Source organism: Hyunsoonleella aestuarii (genome assembly GCF_006148925.1).
GTDB classification, from domain to species: Bacteria; Bacteroidota; Bacteroidia; order Flavobacteriales; family Flavobacteriaceae; genus Algibacter_D; species Algibacter_D aestuarii.
Map to the genome: position 1 here is coordinate 529771 of NZ_VAWB01000001.1, position 25066 is coordinate 554836.

22 protein-coding genes are annotated in these 25066 nt (G+C 34.3%); 12 read left to right on the top strand and 10 right to left on the bottom strand.

The annotated features are described in order from the left end of the window. Nucleotides 1-37: 37 nt before the first annotated feature. The 7 genes from purH (at nt 38) to def (ending at nt 8011) form a co-directional block, all read left to right on the top strand. Nucleotides 38-1570, top strand: a complete 1533-nt coding sequence (gene purH / locus FEF17_RS02575; RefSeq protein WP_139000795.1) for a bifunctional phosphoribosylaminoimidazolecarboxamide formyltransferase/IMP cyclohydrolase — start codon at nt 38-40, stop codon at nt 1568-1570. A gap of 170 nt (nt 1571-1740) precedes the next feature. Further along, nucleotides 1741-2769 (top strand): rod shape-determining protein, encoded by a 1029-nt coding sequence (locus FEF17_RS02580; RefSeq protein ID WP_139000796.1) that lies wholly within the window; start codon nt 1741-1743, stop codon nt 2767-2769. 21 nt (nt 2770-2790) lie between these two features. Next, complete coding sequence (mreC, locus tag FEF17_RS02585; RefSeq protein ID WP_139000797.1) at nt 2791-3609, top strand: rod shape-determining protein MreC; 819 nt, start codon at nt 2791-2793, stop codon at nt 3607-3609. Between the two features lie 142 nt (nt 3610-3751). Continuing rightward, entirely contained in the window at nt 3752-4108 is a 357-nt protein-coding gene (locus FEF17_RS02590; RefSeq protein WP_344736436.1) for a rod shape-determining protein MreD, read from the top strand. Further along, entirely contained in the window at nt 4105-6051 is a 1947-nt protein-coding gene (locus FEF17_RS02595) for a peptidoglycan D,D-transpeptidase FtsI family protein (RefSeq protein WP_139000799.1), read from the top strand. The genes FEF17_RS02590 and FEF17_RS02595 overlap by 4 nt, the downstream gene beginning before the upstream one ends. Further along, the gene (rodA, locus tag FEF17_RS02600; RefSeq protein WP_139000800.1) at nt 6044-7321 is read left to right on the top strand and encodes a rod shape-determining protein RodA; all 1278 of its coding nucleotides are present in this window, start codon (nt 6044-6046) and stop codon (nt 7319-7321) included. The genes FEF17_RS02595 and rodA overlap by 8 nt, the downstream gene beginning before the upstream one ends. A gap of 162 nt (nt 7322-7483) precedes the next feature. Then, nucleotides 7484-8011: a peptide deformylase gene (def, locus tag FEF17_RS02605; protein WP_246046773.1), complete on the top strand. Its 528-nt coding sequence runs from the start codon at nt 7484-7486 to the stop codon at nt 8009-8011. A gap of 1 nt (nt 8012) precedes the next feature. Here the strand turns inward: def and gldC are convergent, their stop codons facing one another. Beyond that, a complete protein-coding gene (gene gldC, locus FEF17_RS02610; RefSeq protein WP_139000803.1) occupies nt 8013-8348 on the bottom strand; it encodes a gliding motility protein GldC in 336 nt (111 codons plus the stop codon). Beyond that, entirely contained in the window at nt 8348-9310 is a 963-nt protein-coding gene (gldB, locus tag FEF17_RS02615; protein ID WP_139000806.1) for a gliding motility lipoprotein GldB, read from the bottom strand. The genes gldC and gldB overlap by 1 nt, the downstream gene beginning before the upstream one ends. Nucleotides 9311-9403: 93 nt before the next feature. Here gldB and nadE point away from each other — a divergent pair, with 93 nt between their 5' ends. Together nadE and FEF17_RS02625 are read left to right on the top strand one after the other, a co-directional pair. Further along, entirely contained in the window at nt 9404-10192 is a 789-nt protein-coding gene (nadE, locus tag FEF17_RS02620) for an NAD(+) synthase (protein WP_139000807.1), read from the top strand. Between the two features lie 104 nt (nt 10193-10296). Beyond that, complete coding sequence (locus FEF17_RS02625; protein WP_139000808.1) at nt 10297-10929, top strand: response regulator; 633 nt, start codon at nt 10297-10299, stop codon at nt 10927-10929. Here FEF17_RS02625 and dnaG read toward each other — a convergent pair. Beyond that, a complete protein-coding gene (dnaG, locus tag FEF17_RS02630; protein ID WP_139000809.1) occupies nt 10924-12882 on the bottom strand; it encodes a DNA primase in 1959 nt (652 codons plus the stop codon). The genes FEF17_RS02625 and dnaG overlap by 6 nt on opposite strands. Before the next feature lie 127 nt (nt 12883-13009). Next, nucleotides 13010-13339 carry a winged helix-turn-helix transcriptional regulator gene (locus tag FEF17_RS02635; protein WP_139000810.1) on the bottom strand — a complete coding sequence of 110 codons (330 nt, stop codon included), beginning with the start codon at nt 13337-13339 and terminating at the stop codon, nt 13010-13012. A gap of 104 nt (nt 13340-13443) precedes the next feature. Here FEF17_RS02635 and FEF17_RS02640 point away from each other — a divergent pair, with 104 nt between their 5' ends. After that, the gene (locus FEF17_RS02640) at nt 13444-14118 is read left to right on the top strand and encodes an NAD(P)H-dependent oxidoreductase (protein WP_139000812.1); all 675 of its coding nucleotides are present in this window, start codon (nt 13444-13446) and stop codon (nt 14116-14118) included. 71 nt (nt 14119-14189) lie between these two features. Here the strand turns inward: FEF17_RS02640 and dnaE are convergent, their stop codons facing one another. Beyond that, on the bottom strand, nt 14190-18575 hold the full coding sequence (gene dnaE / locus FEF17_RS02645) for a DNA polymerase III subunit alpha (RefSeq protein ID WP_139000813.1): 4386 nt from the start codon (nt 18573-18575) through the stop codon (nt 14190-14192). 184 nt (nt 18576-18759) lie between these two features. Here dnaE and FEF17_RS02650 point away from each other — a divergent pair, with 184 nt between their 5' ends. Continuing rightward, a complete protein-coding gene (locus tag FEF17_RS02650; RefSeq protein ID WP_139000815.1) occupies nt 18760-19821 on the top strand; it encodes a lactonase family protein in 1062 nt (353 codons plus the stop codon). An 86-nt stretch (nt 19822-19907) separates the two neighbouring features. Then, nucleotides 19908-20408: a 30S ribosomal protein S16 gene (locus tag FEF17_RS02655; protein WP_139000816.1), complete on the top strand. Its 501-nt coding sequence runs from the start codon at nt 19908-19910 to the stop codon at nt 20406-20408. 83 nt (nt 20409-20491) lie between these two features. Here the strand turns inward: FEF17_RS02655 and bioB are convergent, their stop codons facing one another. The 5 genes from bioB to FEF17_RS02680 are packed head-to-tail and all read right to left on the bottom strand — an operon-like array spanning nt 20492 to nt 25064. Continuing rightward, on the bottom strand, nt 20492-21586 hold the full coding sequence (gene bioB, locus FEF17_RS02660) for a biotin synthase BioB (RefSeq protein ID WP_139000818.1): 1095 nt from the start codon (nt 21584-21586) through the stop codon (nt 20492-20494). A 51-nt stretch (nt 21587-21637) separates the two neighbouring features. Then, nucleotides 21638-22795 carry a beta-ketoacyl synthase N-terminal-like domain-containing protein gene (locus FEF17_RS02665; protein WP_139000819.1) on the bottom strand — a complete coding sequence of 386 codons (1158 nt, stop codon included), beginning with the start codon at nt 22793-22795 and terminating at the stop codon, nt 21638-21640. 21 nt (nt 22796-22816) lie between these two features. After that, a complete protein-coding gene (bioA, locus tag FEF17_RS02670; protein WP_139000821.1) occupies nt 22817-24082 on the bottom strand; it encodes an adenosylmethionine--8-amino-7-oxononanoate transaminase in 1266 nt (421 codons plus the stop codon). Further along, nucleotides 24079-24687 carry a dethiobiotin synthase gene (gene bioD / locus FEF17_RS02675; protein ID WP_139000822.1) on the bottom strand — a complete coding sequence of 203 codons (609 nt, stop codon included), beginning with the start codon at nt 24685-24687 and terminating at the stop codon, nt 24079-24081. Before bioD ends, bioA begins: the two co-directional genes overlap by 4 nt. Further along, nucleotides 24687-25064 (bottom strand): DUF2007 domain-containing protein, encoded by a 378-nt coding sequence (locus FEF17_RS02680; RefSeq protein ID WP_139000824.1) that lies wholly within the window; start codon nt 25062-25064, stop codon nt 24687-24689. The genes bioD and FEF17_RS02680 overlap by 1 nt, the downstream gene beginning before the upstream one ends. Between the last annotated feature and the right edge of the window lie 2 nt (nt 25065-25066).

The window sequence follows — 25066 nt, forward strand, 5'->3', positions numbered from 1 at the left end:
TTAAAAAAGAAGATTTTAATCACAATTCAAATTCATAATGAGTAACGAAAAAACTATTAAATCGGCATTAATCTCTGTATTTAGTAAGGACGGGTTAGAACCTATCATAAAAGAACTTGACAAACAAGGTGTAACCATATATTCTACTGGTGGTACAGAAAAATTTATTAACGATTTAGGGGTACATGTTGTTCCTGTAGAAGATGTGACTTCTTACCCTTCAATTCTTGGAGGTCGCGTAAAAACTTTACATCCAAAGGTATTCGGTGGGATTTTAAACAGACAAAATCATGATGGTGATGTTGCCGAATTAGCTGAATATGAAATTCCACAAATTGACGTGGTAATTGTTGATTTATACCCATTTGAAAAAACCGTGGCTTCTGGTGCTAGCAGCCAAGATATTATTGAAAAAATCGATATCGGTGGTATTTCTTTGATTAGAGCAGCGGCGAAAAACTATGCAGATGTTATTTGTGTTTCTTCTGTTGACGATTATGTTGAATTTTTAGAACTAATTTCTAAATACAACGGCACTATTTCGGAAGAAGACAGAAAACGTTTTGCAGGGAAAGCATTTAACGTATCGTCGCATTATGACACAGCTATTTTCAATTATTTTAATCATAATAACGAAGAAACTGTTTTAAAGCTCAGTGAAACTAATGGCAAAGCATTACGCTATGGTGAAAACCCACATCAAAAAGGGTTTTTCTTCGGAAATTTTGAGGAGCTATTCACTAAACTTCATGGAAAAGAGCTAAGCTATAACAATCTTTTAGATGTTGATGCCGCAGTAAACTTGATGCTAGAATTTAAAAATGATGGACCAACCTTTGCTATTTTAAAACACAACAATGCATGTGGACTTGCACAACGAGACAACCTGCATCAAGCTTATGTTGACGCTTTAGCTGGCGACCCTGTCTCGGCCTTTGGTGGCGTTTTAATTAGTAATACTGAAATTGACCTGGCTACTGCAGAAGAAATTCATAAGTTGTTCTGTGAAGTTGTTATTGCTCCTTCATTTGCACCTCAGGCTTTAGGCATTTTAAAAGGAAAAAAGAATCGTATTTTATTAAAAATCCATGACGTAGACATGCCTTCAACAAATGTAAGAAGTTGTCTAAATGGTGTTTTAGTACAAGATAGAAATAACGTTACAGATAAAGCCGAGGATTTGAAAACAGTCACCAATATTGAACCATCAATTGCTCAAATAGAAGATTTATTATTTGCCTCTAAAATATGTAAGCACACCAAATCGAATACTATCGTTTTAGCTAAAAACAAACAATTATGTGCTAGTGGAACAGGACAAACAAGTCGTGTTGATGCCTTAGAGCAAGCAATTCATAAAGCAGGAACTTTTAAATTCGATTTAAATGGAGCAGCTATGGCAAGTGATGCATTTTTTCCATTTCCAGATTGTGTTGAGATTGCCAAAAATGCAGGAATTAAAGCTGTGATTCAGCCAGGAGGCTCTATCAAAGATCAACTAAGCATTGATTACTGTAATGAAAATGATGTAGCTATGGTTATGACTGGAACGCGTCATTTTAAACATTAAAAAAGCTATTAGCTTTTTTAATTCATTTAAGCCATCCAAATAGAATATTTAAACGTATAAATTTATAATGAATTTTGTTAAATATCTGTACTATTAATAACGCAGATATTTATCAACTTTTATTACATTTACAACATTAGTTTTTAACCCACTTAAACCACAAACAATATATGGGCTTTTTTGACTTCCTAACCGAAGATATTGCAATAGATTTAGGTACTGCAAATACACTTATTATTCATAACGACAAAGTTGTTGTAGATGCACCTTCAATTGTCGCTAGAAATAGAGCCACTGGTAAAATTATTGCGGTTGGTCAAGAAGCAAGTTTAATGCAAGGAAAGACTCATGAGAACATTAAAACTATTCGTCCCTTAAAGGATGGTGTTATCGCCGATTTTGATGCGTCTGAACAAATGATAAGTATGTTTATTAAAAACATTCCTTCGTTAAAAAAGAAATTTTTCACTCCTGCATTAAGAATGGTTATTTGTATTCCTTCTGGAATAACCGAGGTTGAAATGCGTGCTGTAAAAGAAAGTGCCGAACGTGTTAATGGTAAGGAAGTTTATTTGATACACGAACCGATGGCTGCTGCTATTGGTATTGGAGTAGATATTATGCAACCAAAAGGAAATATGGTTGTTGATATAGGCGGTGGCACAACCGAAATTGCTGTAATTGCGTTAGGTGGAATAGTTTGTGATAAGTCTGTAAAAATTGCTGGTGACGTCTTTACAAACGATATTGTGTATTATATGCGAACTCAACACAATTTATACGTGGGCGAACGGACTGCAGAAAAAATTAAAATTCAAATTGGTGCAGCCACTGAAGATTTAGAGTTACCTCCTGAAGATATGAGTGTACAGGGGCGAGATTTATTAACTGGAAAGCCTAAGCAAGTATCCATTTCATATAGAGAAATTGCAAAAGCACTAGATAAATCTATCCTTCGTATTGAAGATGCGGTTATGGAAACCCTTTCTCAAACCCCTCCAGAATTAGCTGCCGATATTTATAATACAGGTATCTATTTAGCCGGTGGTGGTTCTATGCTTAGAGGTTTAGATAAACGTTTATCTCAAAAAACAGATTTACCAGTTTATATTGCTGAAGATCCATTACGGGCAGTAGTGCGCGGTACAGGGATAACACTTAAAAATTTACCTAAATATAAAAGTGTATTGATAAAATAAAGACGTAAATAGGTCTAATTCATGCAACAGATTATAAACTTTATAATAAGAAACAAAACCTTTTTGTTGTTCTTGTTGCTGTTTTCTTTATCGATATTATTCACCATTCAATCACATTCCTATCATAAAAGTAAGTTTATAAACTCTGCTAATTTTTTAACGGGTGGTATATATAATTCAATAAATAATATAAGCTCATATTTTAATTTAAAATCGCAAAATCAACTGTTAGCTGAAGAAAACAAAAAACTAAGAACACTTTTGTATGATTCAGAAAAAGCAGCAGATTCTGTTTACCTTGATAGTTCAAAATATGGTAGCCTATATAAGTTTACTACTGCCAACATTATAAAAAGTAGCTACTCACTATCTGATAACTTATTAACCCTTAACAAGGGAAGAAACGACAGCATTAAACAAGATTTTGGCGTGGTTAGCTCAAAGGGAATTATTGGTATTATCGATAAAACTAGTGACAATTATGCGACTGTAATTTCTGTACTTAACACGACAAGCCAAATTAGTGCACAACTTAAAAAGACAAACCATTTTGGAACTCTAAAATGGGACTCAAATTCACCAGAATTGGTACAGTTAATAGATATTCCAAAAATAGCAGGAACCAATTTAAAAAAAGGAGACACGATCATTACATCTGGTCGTTCATCTATCTTTCCAAAAGGGATATTGATTGGAGCTGTAGAAGATTTTCAACTAGATACTGCCGAAAACTATTATGAAATAAATGTGAAATTGTTTAATGATATGACAAATATTGAACACGTTTACATTATAGAAAATCGAGATAAACCTGAAATAACAAATTTATCGAATGAATAATGTTATTTCAATAAATATAATGCGGTTTATTGTACTTGTTTTAGCACAGGTTTTAATTTGTAATCACATTAATTTTCTCGGGTATATTAACCCGTATATTTATATTTTATTTGTCATTTTATATCCTTTAAAAAATAATAGAATGTTATTCATTTTCTTGAGTTTTTTAATAGGTTTAACGATTGATATGTTTTTAGATTCAGGAGGTATTAATGCAGCATCTTCCTTATGCATTGCTTATGCAAGACCAGTAATTTTAAAATTCTCTTTTGGCATGCAATATGAGCATCAAACAATGAAATTCAATGCTGTAGAATTTGGATCGAAATTCACTTATATTGTTTTGATGACTGCGCTTCATCATTTAATATTATTTTCTTTAGAAATATTTAGCATTTCTCGAATACTTTTAGTCTTTCAAAAAACGTTATTCTCTAGTATATTTACAATCATACTTTGTGTATTAATCACTATTATTTTTAGTCGAGAAAGCAAATGAGAAAATTTCTCTTATTCTTATCGGTAATTGTTGCTGGACTTGTATTTATTGCGCGATTATTTTATCTGCAAGTATATACATCTAGCACGCACAACTTATATGAGGATAATGCCATAAGAAAGGTTTACGATTATCCAAAACGGGGTTTTGTATACGATAGAAATGGGGAACTACTTGTAGCAAATCAGCCATCTTATGATGTTATGGTAATCCCGCGAGAAGTTGAACCTTTAGATACAATTGAGTTTTGTGCCTTACTAAAAATAGATAAGGAAAAGTTTATTAAAACCTATAATAAGTGTTATCGATATTCACCTAGACTACCATCAGTTTTTGTTTCGCATTTATCCAAAGAAGATTATGCTGTTCTACAGGAAAAAATGAGAAAATATGAAGGGTTTTATATTCAAAAGCGGTCTTTAAGAAACTATGAAACCTCAATTGGAGCCAATGTTTTAGGTGATATTGGAGAAGTTAATAACGCTATAATAAATAAAGACCCTTATTACAGAATGGGCGACCTTATTGGTAAGCAAGGTGTTGAAGCTTCCTATGAAAATACCTTGCGTGGCGTTAAAGGCATTAAGTTTATTCAAAAAGATAGATTTAACCGAAATATTGGTCCTTATAAGGAAGGAAAGTTCGATACCATCCCAGAGCAAGGTAAGGATATCACTATAACTATTGATGCCACACTCCAAGCCTACGGAGAGCTTCTTATGCAAAACAAACGAGGCGGTATAATCGCTATTGAACCGAGTAGCGGTGAAATACTTACTATGGTATCTGCCCCTTCTTATAATCCTAACATTTTGGTAGGTAGAGAACGTTCAAGAAACTTCACAAAGCTATATAATGACACCATTGCTAAACCATTATTTGATAGAAGTCTAAAAGCTCAATACCCTCCAGGTTCGCCGTTTAAAGTTTTGAACGCCCTAATTGGTTTACAAGAGGAAGTTGTAACCACACAAGATAGGTTTAGTTGTAGAATGGGTTATTATTTAGGAAGTAGAAGACTAACAGGTTGCCACCACCATAAAAGTCCGTTAAGTATGACTGATGGTATTGCACAATCGTGTAACGCCTACTTTGCCAATGTTTACAGACGCATTATTGAAAAGTATGACAAACCTTATGATGGAATGAATGCATGGAGTAATCATGTAAAGAGTTTTGGGTTAGGAAACTATTTAGGCTATGACTTAAAAATAGGTAACAAAGGACGCATTCCAGATGGCGCTTTTTATGATAAATGGTATGGCAAAAACCGATGGGCAGCAACTTATAACATATCTAACGCCATTGGACAAGGTGAGGTTGAAGCGACTCCAATTCAATTAGCGAACATGGTAGCTGCGATAAGTAATAGAGGCTTTTTTTACACCCCCCATATTATAAAACACATAGAAGGAGAAACAATTAATGAAAATTATACGACACCAAAACAAACGACAATTGACAATCGTTATTTTGAGCCTATAGTACAAGGTATGTTTGATGTTTATAATAAGGGAACCGCTTCAATGCTTCGTGTTAAAGACATCGATATTTGCGGTAAAACTGGAACGGCCGAAAATTTTGCAAAAATTGATGGTGTAAAAACGCAACTTACTGACCACTCCATATTTGTAGCTTTCGCACCAAAGGACAATCCAAAAATTGCACTTGCTGTTTTTGTTGAAAACGGTTATTGGGGAAGTAGATTCGCGGGTAAAATTGCTAGTTTAATTATTGAAAAATATATAAAGGGGCATATTTCCAGAACAGATCTTGAAGAATGGATTTTAAGACATAGTTTAGAGGATGAGTATGCTAAACCGCAGTCAGGGCAACCTTTTAAAATAAATGGTGAGACAACCATACAAGCAGTTGATGAGGCAGAATATATTCGACTTAAAAAACAATTGAAGAAAATTAGTAAAGTAAAGGTTAATGGTTAGAGAAACTAATAAATATTTTAAGTTCGACTGGATTACCATTATCCTATTTTTTTTATTGGTTGGCTTCGGGTGGTTAAATATTTTATCGGCATCTAACACCGGTGAGACCATTGATTATTTTAATTTCTCGCAGCCCTACAGTAAGCAATTAATATTCATCCTCCTTACGCTTGGTTTAATTGTTATTATTCTGTCCATTGAAGCAAAGTTTTACGAACGCTTCTCAAGTATTATTTATATCGTTTCCATGCTATCTTTGGTTGGCTTGTTCTTATTTGGGAAAAATGTAAATGGTGCCACCTCATGGTATGCCATTGGCGGCATGACACTACAACCCAGTGAATTTGCAAAGGCAGCCACAGCTTTGGCCGTAGCAAAATATGTGAGCGACTTAAACAGCGATATTAAGCGGTTAAAAGATCAAATTCAAACGTTTATAATTATAGCCATTCCTGCTATATTGGTGCTCTTGCAAAATGATACAGGTAGCACAGTTGTTTATGGAGCATTCTTTTTTGTGTTGTATAGGGAAGGGCTTCCTAAAATATATTTGAATTTAGCAGTATTAGCCACACTACTATCAGTGTTTTCATTAAAATTTGGAGCTACAATCACTTCCATACTTACAGTTATTCTAATAGTAGCATATCATTTTTTGAGTAAAAAGAAACCACCAATTTTACAATCTCTTTTTATGCTATTTGTTTGTGTCGGATTATCGGTGGGTATTAAATTTTTCTATCAGAGTATCTTGCAACCACATCAGCAAGAACGCATAAGTCTATGGTTGCGTTTGGAAAAAGACCCAGTAAAATTAGAGCAGATGAAAAAAACATTTGCTTATAATCTTAATGAATCCGAAAAGGCCATAAGCTCGGGGGGCTTTACAGGAAGGGGTTTTTTAGAAGGCACTAGAACCACTGGAAAATTTGTGCCAGAACAACATACAGATTATATTTTCAGCACCGTGGGAGAAGAATGGGGATTCCTTGGTAGTTCTATGGTCGTTATTGTATTTGTATTACTTATTATTCGTGTCTTACATTTAGCAGAATTACAAAAATCGCAATTTAGTCGTGTCTATGGTTATGGTGTTGCTTCCATAATATTTATGCATTTCTTGATAAATATAGGAATGGTTATGGGTTTAATACCTACCATTGGTATTCCGTTACCTATGTTTAGTTATGGTGGTTCTGGACTTTGGGCATTTACTATTTTACTATTTATATTTATTAAATTAGACTCCAACCGGATTAATGAATGGTGACCTTAGATTATTTGGTAGTCTATATTTTGAAAAACGCTCGTTTGTAATACATATATGAAAAGCACATACTTTACACTAATTCTTGTTTTATTAATTTTAAATTGTTCTGGCTCGAAACACTTAAAAAATGATTTTTTTTCTTCTGAAGAAAAAAAACTAATCATGGATGCTGACAGCTTAACACCATTGCGTGTGTTTAAGATTACTAATAAAAGTGATTCACTACTATTAAGAACTAAAAGTACTTACATTAAACCTGAACCAGGCAATATCGTTCTTAGGAATTTTGTAAAGCGTCTTTACGCAACGGTAAGAGATAGCATGTCTATGGGGGTTGGTATCGCAGCACCGCAAGTTGGCGTTTTAAAAAATATTATTTGGGTACAGCGTTTTGACAAAGAAAATTTACCTTTTGAGGTATACTTGAACCCTAAGATTGTTAAATATTCTACTCAAACACAAACGGTAATAGAAGGCTGTTTATCTATTCCAGATAGAAGTGAAACCCTTAATAGTCGATCACAAGAAATTTCTATTGAATATCACACTATTGATGGGGAGCTTGCAGCGGAAAAGGTTAAGGGTTTTACTGCTGTTGTATTTCAACATGAGATAGATCATCTAAACGGAATTCTATATTTAGACCACCTTCAAAAAGAAATTAACAATGCCAAAAAAAGTAGTTTATAAATTACTTTTTCAACTCTAATTTCTCAGCAAAATAATCACAAAAATCTTTCATAGTGGCAGTCATTTTTTCATCTTGAGTTGCCCGATTGAATGTATCACTCATTGCTACCAAGGTTTGATGAAAAAATTGTTTCATTTCATCAACAGGCATATCCTTTGTCCACAAGTCGATACGTAACGTTTCTTTAGCCTTAGCATCCCAAACAGCTAACATCATTGCCTTAGCTTCTTCATCACTAATTCCTCCATCCTCAGCCGTCCATCGCAACTTTTCTGGTATGCGATTCGCATCAAGCTCAACGTTCAATTCTATTTTAGATTTTATATTGTTTGACATTATTTTCGTGGTTTAAACTTTGAGTTATTAAATATTTCTTCAGCGCTTTTTATAAGCATTTCTTTAAGCGACACATCGTTCTGTTCCATGTATGCTCTTACTATTTGCCAGCCGATGTATTGTCCTAGTTGCCCTGGCGATTCACTATCAATTTCTTCTAAATAAAATTTAGAAAATGGTGCTGGATTTATAAATCTTCCTGGTAATTTTGAGTCTGTGCTAAACAATAATTCCCGTTCAACAAAATAACGCCATATATAACTTTCGTTAGCTCGAGCCCAATCAAACTGTTCTTTGTTATAACCAATACGCTCTTCTTCTTCAACAAACGGAATTACGACATCCTTGAAATAAAGTTGCTTTCCAAAAAATATCATTTCATCAAGAAGGGTTTTCTTTTTTGGTTGATAAATATATTTTGCAGCATATTCTGTTGCCAAATCAACAACTACTTGTTCCTTTCTTAAGTTCGCAACAATATACTTTTGAATACCATCATAAAATTCGTGGTCACTACCCAAATACGTGTCAAGAGAAATTAATGCAATGGTATCTGTTACTATTACTTTATTCCTATAATCTACCATCGAGGTAGTTGTAATAATGCGAGGAGGAATAAACTCTGGAAAATAATATTTAAGGTGATTAAAAAGTGACTCTATTTCTCCTTCAACATCGTCTAAATTATTAAACTTTTTGTCTACTTCCCTTAACAATTGGATTTGCAAAGTATCCTTCATTTTATCAATCCAAAAAGAATCACCATACTTTGCAGAAAACATAAAAGGATATGCTCGCTTTAGCTTCGGTAAATCATCTGCAGTTGCACTTGCAAAAAATTTATCGAATCGCTCAATGGAAATATCGGTATTAATATTGGCAATTTCCTGCTCTAATCTACGCTCTTCTTTACAAGAAAAAAACAGTAATAGCATTAAGGGAAGAACATTTAAATACCTCATAAAAAACTTAATACGCATAAATTTTTATTAATTAAGTGTATGGTTTATTTTTGTTTGCAAATGTACTATTCTTAGATTAAAAATACCGTTAATATGCAAACAGAAAAAGTAGTAGACCACATTGTTAAATGGCTTAAAGACTATGTTAAAGATGCAGGAATGAAAGGATTCGTTATTGGTGTTTCAGGTGGTATTGATTCCGCAGTAACATCAACTCTTTGTGCTATGACGGGTTTCCCTTTACTATGTTTAGAAATGCCTATTCATCAAGCAGAATCACAAGTAAGTAGAGCTATGAATCACATAAAATGGCTGCAAACTAAGTTTAATGCTGTAACGATGACAGAAGTAAATCTAACACCTGTATTTGATTGTTTAATTGACGCATTACCAAATGTAGAAAATGAAGAAGACCGATTTATGTCTTTAGCCAATACTAGAGCACGTTTAAGAATGACTTCTCTTTACTATTTTGCAGCATTGGATAAACTGCTTGTTGCTGGTACTGGAAATAAAGTGGAGGATTTTGGTATTGGTTTTTATACAAAATATGGTGATGGAGGTGTTGACGTTAGCCCAATTGCCGATTTACTAAAAACTGAAGTATATTCCATAGCAAAATATTTAAATATAAATAAAGAAATAATTGATGCGCCTCCAACCGATGGACTCTGGGGAGATGATAGAACAGATGAAGATCAAATAGGTGCCTCCTACCCAGAACTTGAGTGGGCAATGGCTATGGACGATAAGGGAAAAACTGAGAGTGACTTCCATGGGCGTGAAAAAGATGTGTTCAAAATTTATAAACGATTTAACACAAGTAACAAGCACAAAATGGTTCCTATTCCTATTTGTGAAATCCCTAACAATCTCAAGTAATTATTGCTATATTATCATAATTTCCCTATATTTACCATTTAGCTTGCAATTCTCTCAATCTTAGTCAGCCTCTCAAATGAATAAGATTAAAAAGCTTAAACAATATGATAAAATTATTAATAGCAGACAATCACCCAATTATTAGAAAAGGGCTCGAGCTCTTATTTTCGGCCTCTTCCAACGTTGAAATAGTGGGAAGTGTTGATGATGGCCAAGCCATTTTGGATTTTATAAAAAGCAATCCAGTAGATATTATTTTAACCGAAGTTAATTTTCCTAATTTAAACGGGCTTACGGTTTTAAGACATTTAAAAACAGATTATCCAGACATTAAAACCATCATTTTTAGCGGAGAACCAGAAGAGGTTTATGCCGTTAATGCGATAAAAGCTGGTGCTTCTGGTTATGTTTCTAAAACTGTTAACATTATTACCATTAGCGAAGCCATTATGAAGGTAAGTGAAGGTGGTATTTATTTAAGTAACGAAATAACACAACAATTGGCTTTTGGAACAAAGTCTAACAGATCTGGTAGATTTTACAAAAAATTATCTACTAGAGAAGCTGAAGTTTTAAAACTTTTAACGATTGGAAGAAAAAACAAGGAAATTTCTAAAGAGTTAGATATTAACGAAAAAACCGTTAGTACTTATAAAGCTCGCTTAATGCGAAAGCTGAAAGTGACAAATCTAGTTGATTTAGTTAATCAAGCAAAACTTAGAACAGCCGAGTTATAATACTCGGCTCAGTTTTCTGGAAAGCAGCATTTTTAAACTCGAGTAATCTTTTACTTCCTCGAGAATATTTCTATTTGATTCGTTCTTTGATTGCATGGTCTCTTGTTGAAACTCCTTAACTTTTTGGTCTATTAAAAAGCAACGAAGACTTAAAATAGTTTCACTCACCAATTGCGCGACAGTTTGATTTTTCCCCTTAGGGAAAATATTCATGCGCTCCCAATTATCTAAGGCATAACGCTCATCTTCCATTAAGATATTTGTAATTTCGTTAGCCATATTTTGGTTTACAGAATTTACAAAGTTTTTTAATTCGAAGTCAGAGTTCTGGTTTAGTGTATCAATAAGTGTATAATAGAGGGTCTTAAACTTCTCGTTTGTAAACTCCATTTCATCATCTTGAAGATCTAAAAATATTTTCTCAAAAACCTTTGCTTGTTGAATAACGGGTTCTAAAACAAGTTCTCCTACATCATTTTCTTTTAAAACTAAATCTTCAAAATCTTCAACCTTATTACCATAGAGTAATAAGACTTCTATTATTTTGCGTTCTAAAACGTATTGAACATCAATCTTCTTAACTGGTTGTTGATGCTTAATAACCTCAAAAACTTTTTGATTTTTTTTAAATTGTTTATTATCCTCTTGAGATTCCTTTTTATTAATCTGAGCTAAAGTGGTAAAAAGCACTTCTTCGCTAATATCCATTATTCGAGCACACTCTTGGATATAAATTTCAGTTTTAATACGATCTGGAATTTTCGAAATACTATTTACAATATCTCTAATGGTCTCTGCTTTTTTTATGGGATCATTTTTCGAATCCTCGGACAAAACGGATGCTTTAAACTGAATAAAATCCCTAGCATTCTCATCAAGATACAATGAGAGTTCTTCTAATGTATTTTGCTTTGCAAAACTATCGGGGTCTTCACCTTCTGGAAACGTACAAACTTTAACATTCATACCCTGCTCCAAAATTAAATCAATCCCGCGTAAGGATGCTCTCATTCCTGCAGCATCACCATCGAAAAGCACAGTAATGTTTTTTGTAAGTCTGTTTATTAATCTTATTTGCTCCGAAGTCAATGCAGTTCCAGAAGAAGATACTACATTCTTTATACCTGTTTGATGAAACTGAATTACATCTGTATAACCTTCAACTAAATAACAATTGTCTTCTTTAGCAATACTTTGCTTAGCATTATAAATACCATATAGAACTTTACTTTTATGGTAAATATCGCTTTCTGGAGAGTTCACATATTTAGCAGCTTTCTTATCTGTAATAAGAATTCGTCCACCAAAACCAAGTACACGTCCACTCATGCTTTTAATCGGAAACATGACTCTTCCTTTGAAACGATCAAATCGTTTCTGTTCTTTTACAATAGTAAGACCTGTTTTAGACAAAAAATCTATGTTATAGCCCTTTTTTAAAGCTTCATCTGTAAAGGCTTGCCACTCATTAAGCGCGTAACCCAAGTCAAATTTCTTTATCGTTTCTTCGGTAAAACCTCTTTCTTTAAAATAGCTTAAACCTATAGATTTTCCTTGATCGGTTTTATGTAAAATATTTTGAAAATACTTATTAGCAAACTCACTTACCAAGTATAAACTCTCGCGCTCATTTGCTTTCTCTTTTTGTGCATCAGACTGCACGGTTTCTTCAACTTCAATATTATACTTTTTAGCTAGGTATTTTATCGCCTCTGGATAAGTAAAATGCTCGTGCTCCATTAAAAAAGCCACAACATTCCCACCTTTACCGCTTGAAAAATCTTTCCATATTTGTTTTACGGGAGATACCATGAAACTAGGCGAACGTTCATCACTAAAAGGACTTAATCCTTTAAAGTTACTTCCGGCCTTTTTTAGATTTACAAAATCACCTATAACCTCCTCCACTCTGGCGGTTTCAAATACTTGGTCTATGGTTGTTGGTGATATCAAATTGTAATTATAAAAGGGAATGTAAATGTAAGATAAAATAATACATTCTCAATAACAATAACTTCGGGTTTTACATTTATTCTAGTAAATTATTGAATAGTTTAAGCTATAAAACTCACTACTATTTTTAATGATTTTTAACAGCATAATCTCCCCAATCTGCTATCGATTTTATCAATGGAATCAACGTTTTTCCAAATTCAGTTAAGGAGTATTCAACTTTCAAGGGCGGTTTAGAGGTATATACTTTTCGTTTAATAACACCATCGGTTTCTAAATTTTTTAATTGTAAACTCAGCGTTCGTTCGGTAACAGATGGTATTTCCTTCCTTAATTCATTATATCTTAATGTCCCTTCCATAAGATGGTACAAAATAACTGTCTTCCATTTCCCGCCAATAATACCCATGGTTAAACTCGTACAACAGGGATATTCTTTACCTTTAAATTTATGCATAATTCTCCGTTAATATTTAAACTATCATTTTTGACCGTTATTGCAAATATAAAATACTATACTTAAGTTTGCAACTATAAAAAATATAGTTTAAAAATAACAAAATGAATACTCCGAATATTGCACAAAAAGACATCATCAATGCGTTTAATTATAGACACGCGACAAAAGAATTTGATGCGAGTAAAAAGCTATCTGATGACACCATTAATTTTATCCTTGAAACCGCAAATCTATCACCCAGTTCCTTTGGGTTTGAACCTTGGCATTTTGTAGTTGTTCAAGATAAAGAATTACGGGAATTACTAAAACCGGTAGCATGGGGAGCACCTTTAAAATTGGATACTGCTAGTCATTTCATTCTGGGGCTTAGCATGAAAGCACCCATGACTAAATGGGATTCTGAATACATCATGAACATAATGAAAGATGTAAAGCAATTTCCTGAAGATGTTATTGAAATGTATTCTAAATTTTATCGTGAATTTCAAGAGCGTGATTTTGATTTAGACACTGACAAAAAACTTTTCGATTGGGCATCAAAACAAACTTATATTGCCTTGGCTAACATGATGACTGCTGCAGCCTTAAACGGAATTGACAGCTGTCCTATTGAAGGGTTTCATCATGAAAAAGCAGAAGCCTTACTACGCGATAAGTTTGGTATTGACACTGAAAAATATGGCCTATCCTATATGGTTGCTTTTGGATATAGAAAAGAAGAACCAGGGCATCCGAAATCAAGAAGACCTCTCAATGAGATAGTTACTTGGAAATAAAATCTAATGAATAATGATTCAGCCGAATAGAACTATCACAAAAAATTCTATTCGGCTAATTTTTTCAATATTTAATTCAGTTTAAACCTAATATCTTGATCTTCCAATTCATTTAACAGCTCCTGACAAACCTTAACTTTCTGTTTTCGACTAGGCATCGTTAACTTAATCTTTTCTTTAGTATCATAAACAACAAAATTAAGCATTTGATTTCCTGGATGCATTCTCAATAAGTCTTTGAGCGATTCTATTCGATCTTCTTTTAAATCTTTAATATCTACTTGAATAGACAGTTTTTTAGTATAATTTTCCATAACATCATGCAGTAACTGAAAATTATTAAACTGTAATCTAGGGTCGCTTCTCTTGCCAGTATCTTTATTAATCCAGCCCTCTCGAACAAATGTTTTTACAAACACAAAACTATTCTGCAATAAAAAATGCCTGAACTTTAAATATTCTTCTCCAAAAATTCTGAACTCGTAACTATCGGTATAGTCCTCAATAGTAAACAACGCCCAACCTTTACCCTGTTTACTCACACGGTGTTGTACATCTGTAACAACACCTCCAAAAACCAACTCACGGTTAACATAAGGCTCCAGATTATTAAAAATTCCAACATTAGCATTGCAAAACGTACGCATCTCTGTTTTGAAGTCATCCAATGGATGCCCAGAAATATAAACACCAACGACCTCGCGTTCTTTACTTAACTTTTCCATAGTACCCCACTCTTCGCAAGGAGGCACCTGAGGCTCTGCTATTTGCACATCACTGGCATCACCAAACAGACTAACTTGAGCAGAGTTTTCATTTTCCTGATACTTATGTGCAAATTTTATAGCTTTTTCTAAAAAGGTTATGCCATCACCATCATCATGAAAATACTGGGCACGATGGGTCTTTCCCAAGCCATCAAAACCACCTGCCAATGCTAAGTTTTCAAATGCCTTTTTATTTGCAGCTCTCAAATCAATACGCTTTGCAAAATCGAAAATTGATTTATAATACCCATCTTTTTTACGATTCTCTACAATAGTTATTACTGCGCCATGACCTACTCCCTTAATGGCTCCCATACCAAAACGAACGGCACCATCTTTATTTACTGAAAATTTATAATAACTCTCATTAACATCTGGCCCCAATACGTCCAACTTCATACGTTTACACTCTTCCATGAAGAAGGTCACCTGTTTGATATCGTTCATATTATTAGATAGTACCGCAGCCATATATTCAGCAGGATAATGCGCCTTTAAATAGGCCGTTTGGTAAGCTATCCATGCATAACAAGTGGAGTGAGACTTATTAAAGGCATAACTGGCAAATGCTTCCCAATCTTTCCAAACTTTTTCCAAAATTTTCGCGTCATGACCATTGGCACTAGCCTGCTCAATGAATTTTGGTTTCATTTTATCAAGTACCGCAATCTGCTTTTTACCCATCGCTTTGCGGAGTACGTCAGCTTCACCTTTGGTAAAATCTGCTAGCTTTTGAGATAACAACATCACCTGCTCCTGATACACAGTAATACCATAAGTTTCCTTAAGGTACTCTTCCATAGCCAGTAAATCGTACTCAATGTCTTCGTCACCATGTTTTCTGCGAACGAAACTTGGAATATATTCCATGGGTCCCGGACGATACAATGCGTTCATTGCAATTAAATCTTCGAACACTGTAGGTTTTAAATCGCGAAGATGTTTTTGCATCCCTGGAGATTCGTACTGAAATACGCCCACCGTTTCACCTCTTTGGAATAACTCATAGGTCCTTTCATCATCTAAAGGAAAGCTCTCAGGATCAAGTTGAATATCATGTTTTGCTTTTACGATTTTAACGGTGTCTTTAATTAAGGTCAGCGTTTTTAACCCTAAGAAGTCCATCTTCAACAACCCCGCATCTTCCACTACAGAATTGTCAAATTGTGTTACATACAAATCAGAATCTTTAGCAGTAGCTACAGGGACAAATTTGGTAATATCATCTGGCGTGATAATCACCCCACAAGCATGAATCCCCGTATTTCTAACCGAACCTTCAAGTGCCCGCGCTGTATTTACGGTTTCGGCTTCTAAATCGCTACCATCAGAAATATTTAAAAGCTGATTGACCTTTTCTAAATCTTCAGCTCTAAATTTCTTGCCGAGTTCCTTTTCATCTAAACCAAAAATCTTATTTAGCTTAGACATATTAGGAATTAATTTTGCGATTCTATCAGCATCAAACAATGGCAAATCCAATACACGTGCAGTATCACGAATAGACGACTTTGCCGCCATCGTGCCATAGGTAATAATCTGTGCTACTTGGTTGGCACCGTACTTCTCAATTACATAATCCATCACACGACTTCTACCCTCATCATCAAAATCGATGTCGATATCTGGCATACTAATTCGATCTGGATTTAAGAAACGCTCAAAAAGCAAATCATACTTAAGCGGGTCTATATTAGTAATCCATAAACAATATGCAGCTACCGAACCTGCCGCAGAACCACGACCAGGTCCAACCGACACATCCATATTTCGTGCTTCTCGGATGAAGTCTTCAACAATAAGGAAATACCCTGGATAACCCGTATTTTTTATAACGCTTAATTCGAAATCGAGGCGATCTGTTATTTCTTCGCGAAGTGATTCACCATAACGTTTTTTGGCACCTTCATACACCAAATGTCGTAAATAGGCATTTTCTCCACGCTTACCACCATCGACTAAATCTTCTTCATGTTTAAATTCATCTGGGATATCAAAAGCAGGTAAAAGGACATCACGAGCTAATTGAAATGCTTCAACTTTATCAACCACTTCTTGCACATTTAAAATGGCTTCTGGAACATCCTGAAACAATTTTTTCATAGCTTCAGATGACTTAAAATAATATTCTTGATTTGGCAATCCGTAACGATACCCGCGACCTCTACCTATGGGTGTTGCTTGCTTTTCACCATCTTTTACACATAACAAAATGTCGTGTGCATTAGCATCTTCTTGATTTTGGTAGTAGGTGTTATTTGTCGCTACCAACTTTACATCATACTTCTTGGCGAGTTTTATTAACGTTGGATTGACACGATTTTCATCCTCTTGATTATGACGCATTAACTCCATGTACAAATCATCTCCAAACGCTTCTTTCCACCAAAGCAAAGCTTCCTCTGCTTGATTTTCACCAATGTTTAAAACTTTACTCGGGACTTCTCCGTATAAATTTCCAGTTAGTACAATTAAGTCTTCCTTGTACTGCAAAATTAATTTTTTATCAATTCTAGGTAGATAATAAAATCCATCAACAAACGCATGAGAAGATAACTTTGCGAGATTATGATAGCCGTTCTTATTTTTAGCGAGCAGTACTATTTGATATCCATTATCTTTTCTAGTTTTATCAGTATGGTCTTCACATACAAAAAACTCACAACCCACGATGGGTTTTACAGGTTTTACCTCTAAAGTTTCCCCATTTGCAAGCGCCTTTGCTAATTTATCTTCAATGGAACTATTATATTTATTTACGGCATTTACAAAATGAAATGCGCCCATCATATTCGCATGATCCGTTAAGGCAACCGCTGGCATGTTATATTTTGCCGCTGCACTCACTAGGTCGGACACACTCATAGTAGACTGTAATACCGAAAACTGCGAATGATTATGCAGATGCACAAAGCTTACATCAGCTAAATCTGATACGTTTTGTTGAATATCTTCTGATGAAATTCCAGATTCAACTTTTTCTAAACGCTCCCGAATTTTAGCACTTTCTCTTTTCAGATTAATATGCTTTAATCCTATTAACGGAATAACATCAGGATTCTCTTTTTTAAAATTCTCGAAATAATCTGGTTGAACGTCTAACTCTTCCTTTGTATATTCTTCTAAACGAATTAATTCCAAAAAGCATCTTGTAGTAGCTTCTACGTCAGCAGTGGCGTTGTGCGCTTCAGCAAATGGTTTGTTAAATAAAAACTCATGCAACTCCGTAAGTGTTGGTAATTTAAATTTACCATAACGCCCACCAGGAATTTGACATAAACTTGCTGTATGCTCTGTACATGTATCCAGAACAGGAAGTTCTTGCAGTTGATTTGATAAGTCTTTACGAACAAATTCAGCTCCCATAATATTCAAATCGAACTTTACGTTTTGCCCAACGACAAACTTGGTTTTTTCTAAAACTTCATTGAACTTTTCTAGAACTTCAGCTAGTGGCATTCCTTTTTCCTCCGCCAATTCTGTAGAAATACCATGAATCTTTTCGGCGTCATAAGGAATATTATATCCTTCAGGTTTCACTAAATAATCTTGATGGTCAATACAATTACCCATGGCATCATGTAATTGCCATGCAATTTGAATACACCTTGGCCAATTATCGGTATCTGTAATGGGCGCGTCCCAGCGTTTTGGTAATCCAGTAGTTTCGGTATCGAAGATTAAATACATGCTTAACGTTTAGTCGTTGATTTGCTTAGTCGTTGATTCGGAAATAACGAGCATATAAAAATAGGTAGAATTTGTACTTTTTTAAAAAGGAGTTATTAAGAGTTGTAAACAAAAAAGTCTTTAAGACTGTATAACGTTATACTTAAATTTATTATACATTTATAAAATTAATAAAAACTTGTCGATGAAATTTAAATTCTATTTTTTAGTACCAGTAATAGCTCTTTTTAATTGTAAAGCCCAAACCATCCCATTATATGTTGGCACGTATACCAATGGCGACAGTGAAGGCATATATAAACTTGATTTCAATACAGAGACAGGTGATTTAACTAACTTGCAGCTGTCTACATCTACCGAGAACCCTTCTTTTATAACATATTCTCATAATAAAAAGTATTTATATTCTGTTGGAGAAAGTAATGAAACCATTTCAGCTTTTAAAATTCAAAAATCTGGAACTCTTGAATTATTGAATACAGTAACGACTCATGGCGGCGCACCCTGTCATGTATCGCTTAATACGGATGGCACTAAGGTTGTTGTCTCTAACTACATGGGAGGTAATATAGGAATCTATAAGATTCTTGAAGATGGCTCTATAAGTGAAGCATCCCAAGTTTTTGATCATAACGAAGCGGATGAAAAACCAGCACATGCACATTCTGCAAAGTTTTATAAAGACGACTTATTCGTTTCAGATTTAGGAAGAAATAGATTTTACCAATATAAACTTGTTGATAATGCTTATCAATTAGAATCAAAATCCATTATAAATATAGAAGGTAATCCAGGACCTAGACATTTTGAAATTTCTAAGGATGGCAAGTTTATATATATTATTAATGAATATGGCGGTTCTATTACCTCAATAGAAAGAACAGATACTGGATTTAAACAGATTGATACTGATTCTACACTAGATGAAAACTATGAAGGAAAGAATTCTTGCGCCGATATTCATTTATCTAAAGACGAACGTTTTTTATATGCATCTAATAGAGGAGAAAATACTATTGCTGTTTTTGAAAGAGATAACAACAATGGTACAATAACCAAAATTCAAAACATATCCGTTGAAGGGAATTGGCCAAGAAATTTTACACTAGACCCAACTGGAAAATTTTTACTTGTAGCCAATAGATGGAGCCATAATATCTCCGTTTTTAGTATTGATTCTTCTTCTGGGAAATTAAAGTTTATGCATGACGCAAAAATACCAGAACCGGTTTGCTTATTATTTTAATTAAAATACTGGTAATTAAGAAATAATAAATTATCTTTGCGCCCTCATTAATAACCGAGGTCGAGAACCTCAAATAATTAATTATTATGCCAGTAAAAATCAGATTACAAAGACACGGTAAAAAAGGGAAACCTTACTATTGGATCGTTGCAGCAGATGCACGTTCCAAAAGAGATGGTAAATACTTAGAAAAATTAGGTGCTTACAATCCAAACACAAATCCAGCAACAGTTGAATTAAACGTTGATGGTACTGTAAAATGGCTACAGAATGGTGCACAACCAACTGACACAGCTAAAAACTTATTATCTTACAAAGGTGCTTTATTAAAGAATCACCTAGCAGGAGGTGTTAAGAAAGGTGCTTTAACTGAAGAGCAAGCTGAAGAGAAATTTAATGCTTGGTTAGAAGAAAAAGTAGCAAAAGTACAAGCTAAAGCTGATGGCTTATCTGATGCTGAAGCTAAAGCTAAAGCTGATGCACTAGCAGCTGAAAAAGCAGTTAACGAAGCAAGAATCGCTGCTGCTGCTCCTGTTGTTGAAGAAACAGAGGAAGCTGAAGTTGAAGCTTCAAACGAAGAAGAATAAAAAATACATTTTTATACTTTACAAAAAAACTCCGATACTTAGTATCGGAGTTTTTTTATGTTATTATGTACTATTTAATAAATTTATTTGACAGCTTTCGCTTTTTCTTTTGCCACTTCGTTGCGCTCAATGGAATGTTCTGGTCGTGTCCATTTTGGTTTCTCTCCTAAAGCTTGATATTGCGAATTTTGTGCTTCAACCGTTTGTGGTTGCATTTTCTTAATGAATGGCTTTTGAGGGTTCAATCCTAACAACTCAAACATTTTCATGTCTTCGTTTACATCTGGATTTGGAGTGGTTAATAATTTATCGCCAGCAAAAATAGAGTTTGCTCCAGCAAAGAAACACATCGCTTGCCCTTCTCTTGTCATTTGAGTTCTTCCCGCACTTAATCGCACCTGAGTTTCCGGCATTACAATTCTTGTGGTTGCTACCATTCGAATCATATCCCAAATAGAAACCGGCTCTTGGTCTTCAAGAGGTGTTCCTTCAACGGCAACCAAAGCATTTATAGGTACCGATTCTGGTTGCGGATTCAAGGTCGATAACGCGACTAACATACCTGCTCTATCTTCGGTCTTTTCACCCATACCAATAATACCACCACTACAAACCGTTACGTTTGTTTTACGCACATTATCAATGGTTTCTAGACGGTCTTCAAAACCGCGTGTAGAAATAACTTCTTTATAATATTCTTCAGAGGAATCTAAATTATGGTTGTATGCGTATAAACCTGCTTCGGCTAGACGTTGTGCTTGGTTTTCAGTTATCATCCCCAATGTACAACATACTTCCATATCTAATTTATTAATGGTACGCACCATTTCTAAAACTTGATCAAACTCTTCGCCATCTTTCACATTCCGCCATGCTGCACCCATACATACACGTGAACTCCCACTAGACTTTGCTCGAAGTGCTTGCGCTTTAACTTGTTGAACCGTCATTAAATCATTGCCCTCTATATCGGTATGATAACGTGCTGCCTGAGGACAATAACCGCAATCTTCCGGACAACCTCCCGTTTTTATAGACAACAATGTAGAGACTTGAACCGTATTTGGGTCGTGATGTAAACGATGAATAGAAGCAGCCTCGTAAAGCAACTCCATTAAAGGTTTATTATATATTTCTAGAATTTCTTCTTTAGTCCAATTGTGTTTGGTCTCACTCATAAATCTGCTAGTTAGTTAAAATCAAAAATAGTAATTATAGAGGATATTCCTTTAGTTTTTAGTCAATAATATAGAAACCGCATTTCCGCCAAATCCAACTGCATTCACTAGAATAGTATGAATTTTTTTAGGCTCTTTTTGATCTTTCAAATATGGAATACCAACAAAAACTTGTTGTTGTAACATTAAAACTGCAAGCTCGATGCTAAGCGCACCTGAAGCCCCAAAAGTATGACCAACTTTCCATTTATTTGAAGTAACCGCAGGTACCTTATTTTTAAAAACAGTTTCAATTGCTTTGAATTCTGAAATATCACCTTTAATAGTTCCAGGAGCATGCATAACAACAACATCAACGTCATCTGGATTTGTATTTCTCAATGCCATTTTCATTGATTTTTGAAAACACTGTGCATCTCTTGAAATAGAGATATTATGCTCCAAAATCTCAGTAGCATAACCATGGCCTTTAATTATTGCCAACGCACTGTCTTTCTTACCCGCTTCCAAACAAACCATTGATGCTCCTTCTCCTAAAACCATAGTGTTTTTTGACTTTTGGAGGTCTAAAGCGTGGCAAGGATAATCCCCCTTTTCTTTTGAATAAATCTTTAAAGCTTGCATTTGAGCGATCGTAAATGGTGTTAATGGTGCCTCACTACCACCAACTAAAAATTTATCACTCATACCAGAATTAATCCATGCAATACCATTTAACATGGCATGCAATGCTGTAGAACAGGTAATAGAATGACTTATTTCTGGTCCTAGTGTCTGCAAATCATGTGCTACCCAGGATGAAATATTACCTAATGTGGTTGTCGGGGAACTTAACGTTTTAGCTTTATTATTTTTAAGAAACCCTTCGTGATATTTTTCAAAAAGAGATGTTGCTCCACGTGAAGACCCTATGTTAATACCGAAATTATCAGAACTATGCCAATTAGCTTTTTTAACTGCTTTTCTAGAAGCGTAAAGAGCATAAAGAACGCTAAGATCTAGTGATTTGTATTTATTATCTGATTGCCTAAAAACGTTAATCTCAGCTTTTGCCTCATTTGGAATTTTGGCTATAAAAACAGACTCACTATTGAATAATGAAGTACTTATACAGTGTTTATCGTTTTTGTAGCTTTCACAAGCCTCTTCAAAAGATTTTCCTAATGGAGAGATTGACGAAACCGCTGTTATTGAAATTGGTTTATTCAAAAGTTTAGTTTGGTGGCAAATTTATACTATTTCTAAAGCTTCTTCAATTACTTTATAGACTTTCTGAAGTTGCTCTTCTGAAATTACATATGGCACTTGAATATAAATGGTATTCCCGAGTGGTCGCAAAAAAACACCTCTATCCATAAAGAATTTTAAAAGTTTATCTCTTAAATCGCCATATCGTGCCATTGCTATATTAAGATCTAAGGCAAAAATCACTCCTAAATGTCTTGTCGATTTTACATTTGAGTGATGATTAACTTTCATTCTAAATAATTCATGTGATTTCTCAATCCTTTTTATATTCGATTGAATTTCTTTAGAGGTTAATAACTCTATTCCGGCAATGGCTGTGGCACATGCCACTGGATTTGCCGAATAGGTGTGACAATGAAAAAACCCATCACCTACATTATCACTTAAAAAACCTTTGTAAATATCTTGGGTACAAGATGTGATTGCCATTGGCAATAATCCTGCTGTAAGCGCTTTACTAAAACACATAATATCCGGCTTAGTTTCAATATAATCTGAAGCAAAGTATTTGCCCGTTTTTCCAAAGCCAGTCATGACCTCATCTGCTATAGTTAAGATATCGTGACTTTTAAAAAAATCTAAGATTTTATTCAATCCTTTAGCATCATGAGTTTTCATGCCTGCAGCACCCTGAATTAAAGGCTCATAAATAAAACCTGCTATTTTATAATTAGAAGTAAATGTTTCAAGGATTTTCAAAATTTCATGATGATTTTTACCATCTGGAGTTGGAATACGCTTTACATCAATAAGAAAATCTTCGAAAGGACCATTATATACAGACAACCCAGAAACGCTCATAGCTCCGAAAGTATCTCCGTGAAATCCGTTTTCAAAAGCCATAAACAAAGTTCGTTTTTCTCCTTTATTAAAATAGTATTGCAATGCCATTTTAATGCCGGCCTCAACGGCAGTAGATCCGTTATCATTAAAATAAATTTTGTTTTGATTATGAGGTAATATTTTAATGAGTTCTTCTGAGAGTTTTACTGCAGGTTCATGTGTGAAATCGCTAAACATTACATGATCCAATTGTTGCATTTGCCTATACGTTGCCTCAACAATATAATCATTGCAATGTCCATACATACAAGTATACCAAGATGAGATGGCATCTATATATTCATTACCATCTTCATCGGTTAAAATACAATCTTTTGCCTTTGTAATTGCTATACTCTCAGGATTCAAATGATGTTGCCTTAATGGATGCCAAAGGTGTTTTTTATCGCGTTCTTTTAGACTCATAACTTCTCTTTAAACATTTCTGCATACTCTTGAACCACATTTTTGTCGAAATAAGGTTCTTCTTCAACTCTCCCTATTACCGGAACCCCAGTCATTTTTTTGATAATATCCTCAGTCGATTTATGCTCATTTCCAGTATAAATTATGGACACATCAAAACCTCTATCCTTTAATACCTTAATGGTTAATAGTGTGTGGTTTATACTTCCTAAATAATGTCTTGAAACCACTATAACTTTATAATTGGGTTTTATTAAATCTAAAACAGTGTCGGTATTATTCAATGGCACTAAAAGACCGCCTGCTCCTTCAATAACTAAATGATTATTTGTACTTGGTACTTTTATTTTTTGAAGTTCAATATGAATACCATCAATAGCTGCTGCTCCATGTGGACTCATCGGTGTATTTAATGCGTAAGCATTTTTATGAAACTTCGATATAGAATTAGAAATTAATCGTTCTACTTTCTTTGTGTCACAATTATCTAGTTCTCCGGCTTGCACAGGTTTCCAGTAATCGGCATATAATGCCTCAGTTAGAATGGCAGAAACTATTGTCTTGCCAACATCGGTTGAAATTCCTGTAATGAAATAAGTGTTCATTAAAAAGTAGTATTACAAACGTTACACCGATACTTGTTTTTTTCAAAAAAGGGAAAGAGCATATAAAATATATTTTTTCTTGAAGGTTCTGCAACCAATATTTTTGTTGATTCACAATTTTTACAAACTATAGCATTCCCATTTTTATCCTTTTCATAAGCTCTTATATGATTGTAAATCTTTATGGCCTCCTTCACATTGTCGTTATGAATCAATAATTTTACACCTCCAATGGCTTGACTGATTAAAGGGTCGGAATCAACCGTTTTTTCATCCAATAACATCACACGAATTCCTTCCGCTTCAAGCTTCGCTTTTGTGACCTGCGCCTCTGTTGAATAGGGAAAAGTAGCGAGTATTGTATAATTATCTATCATTG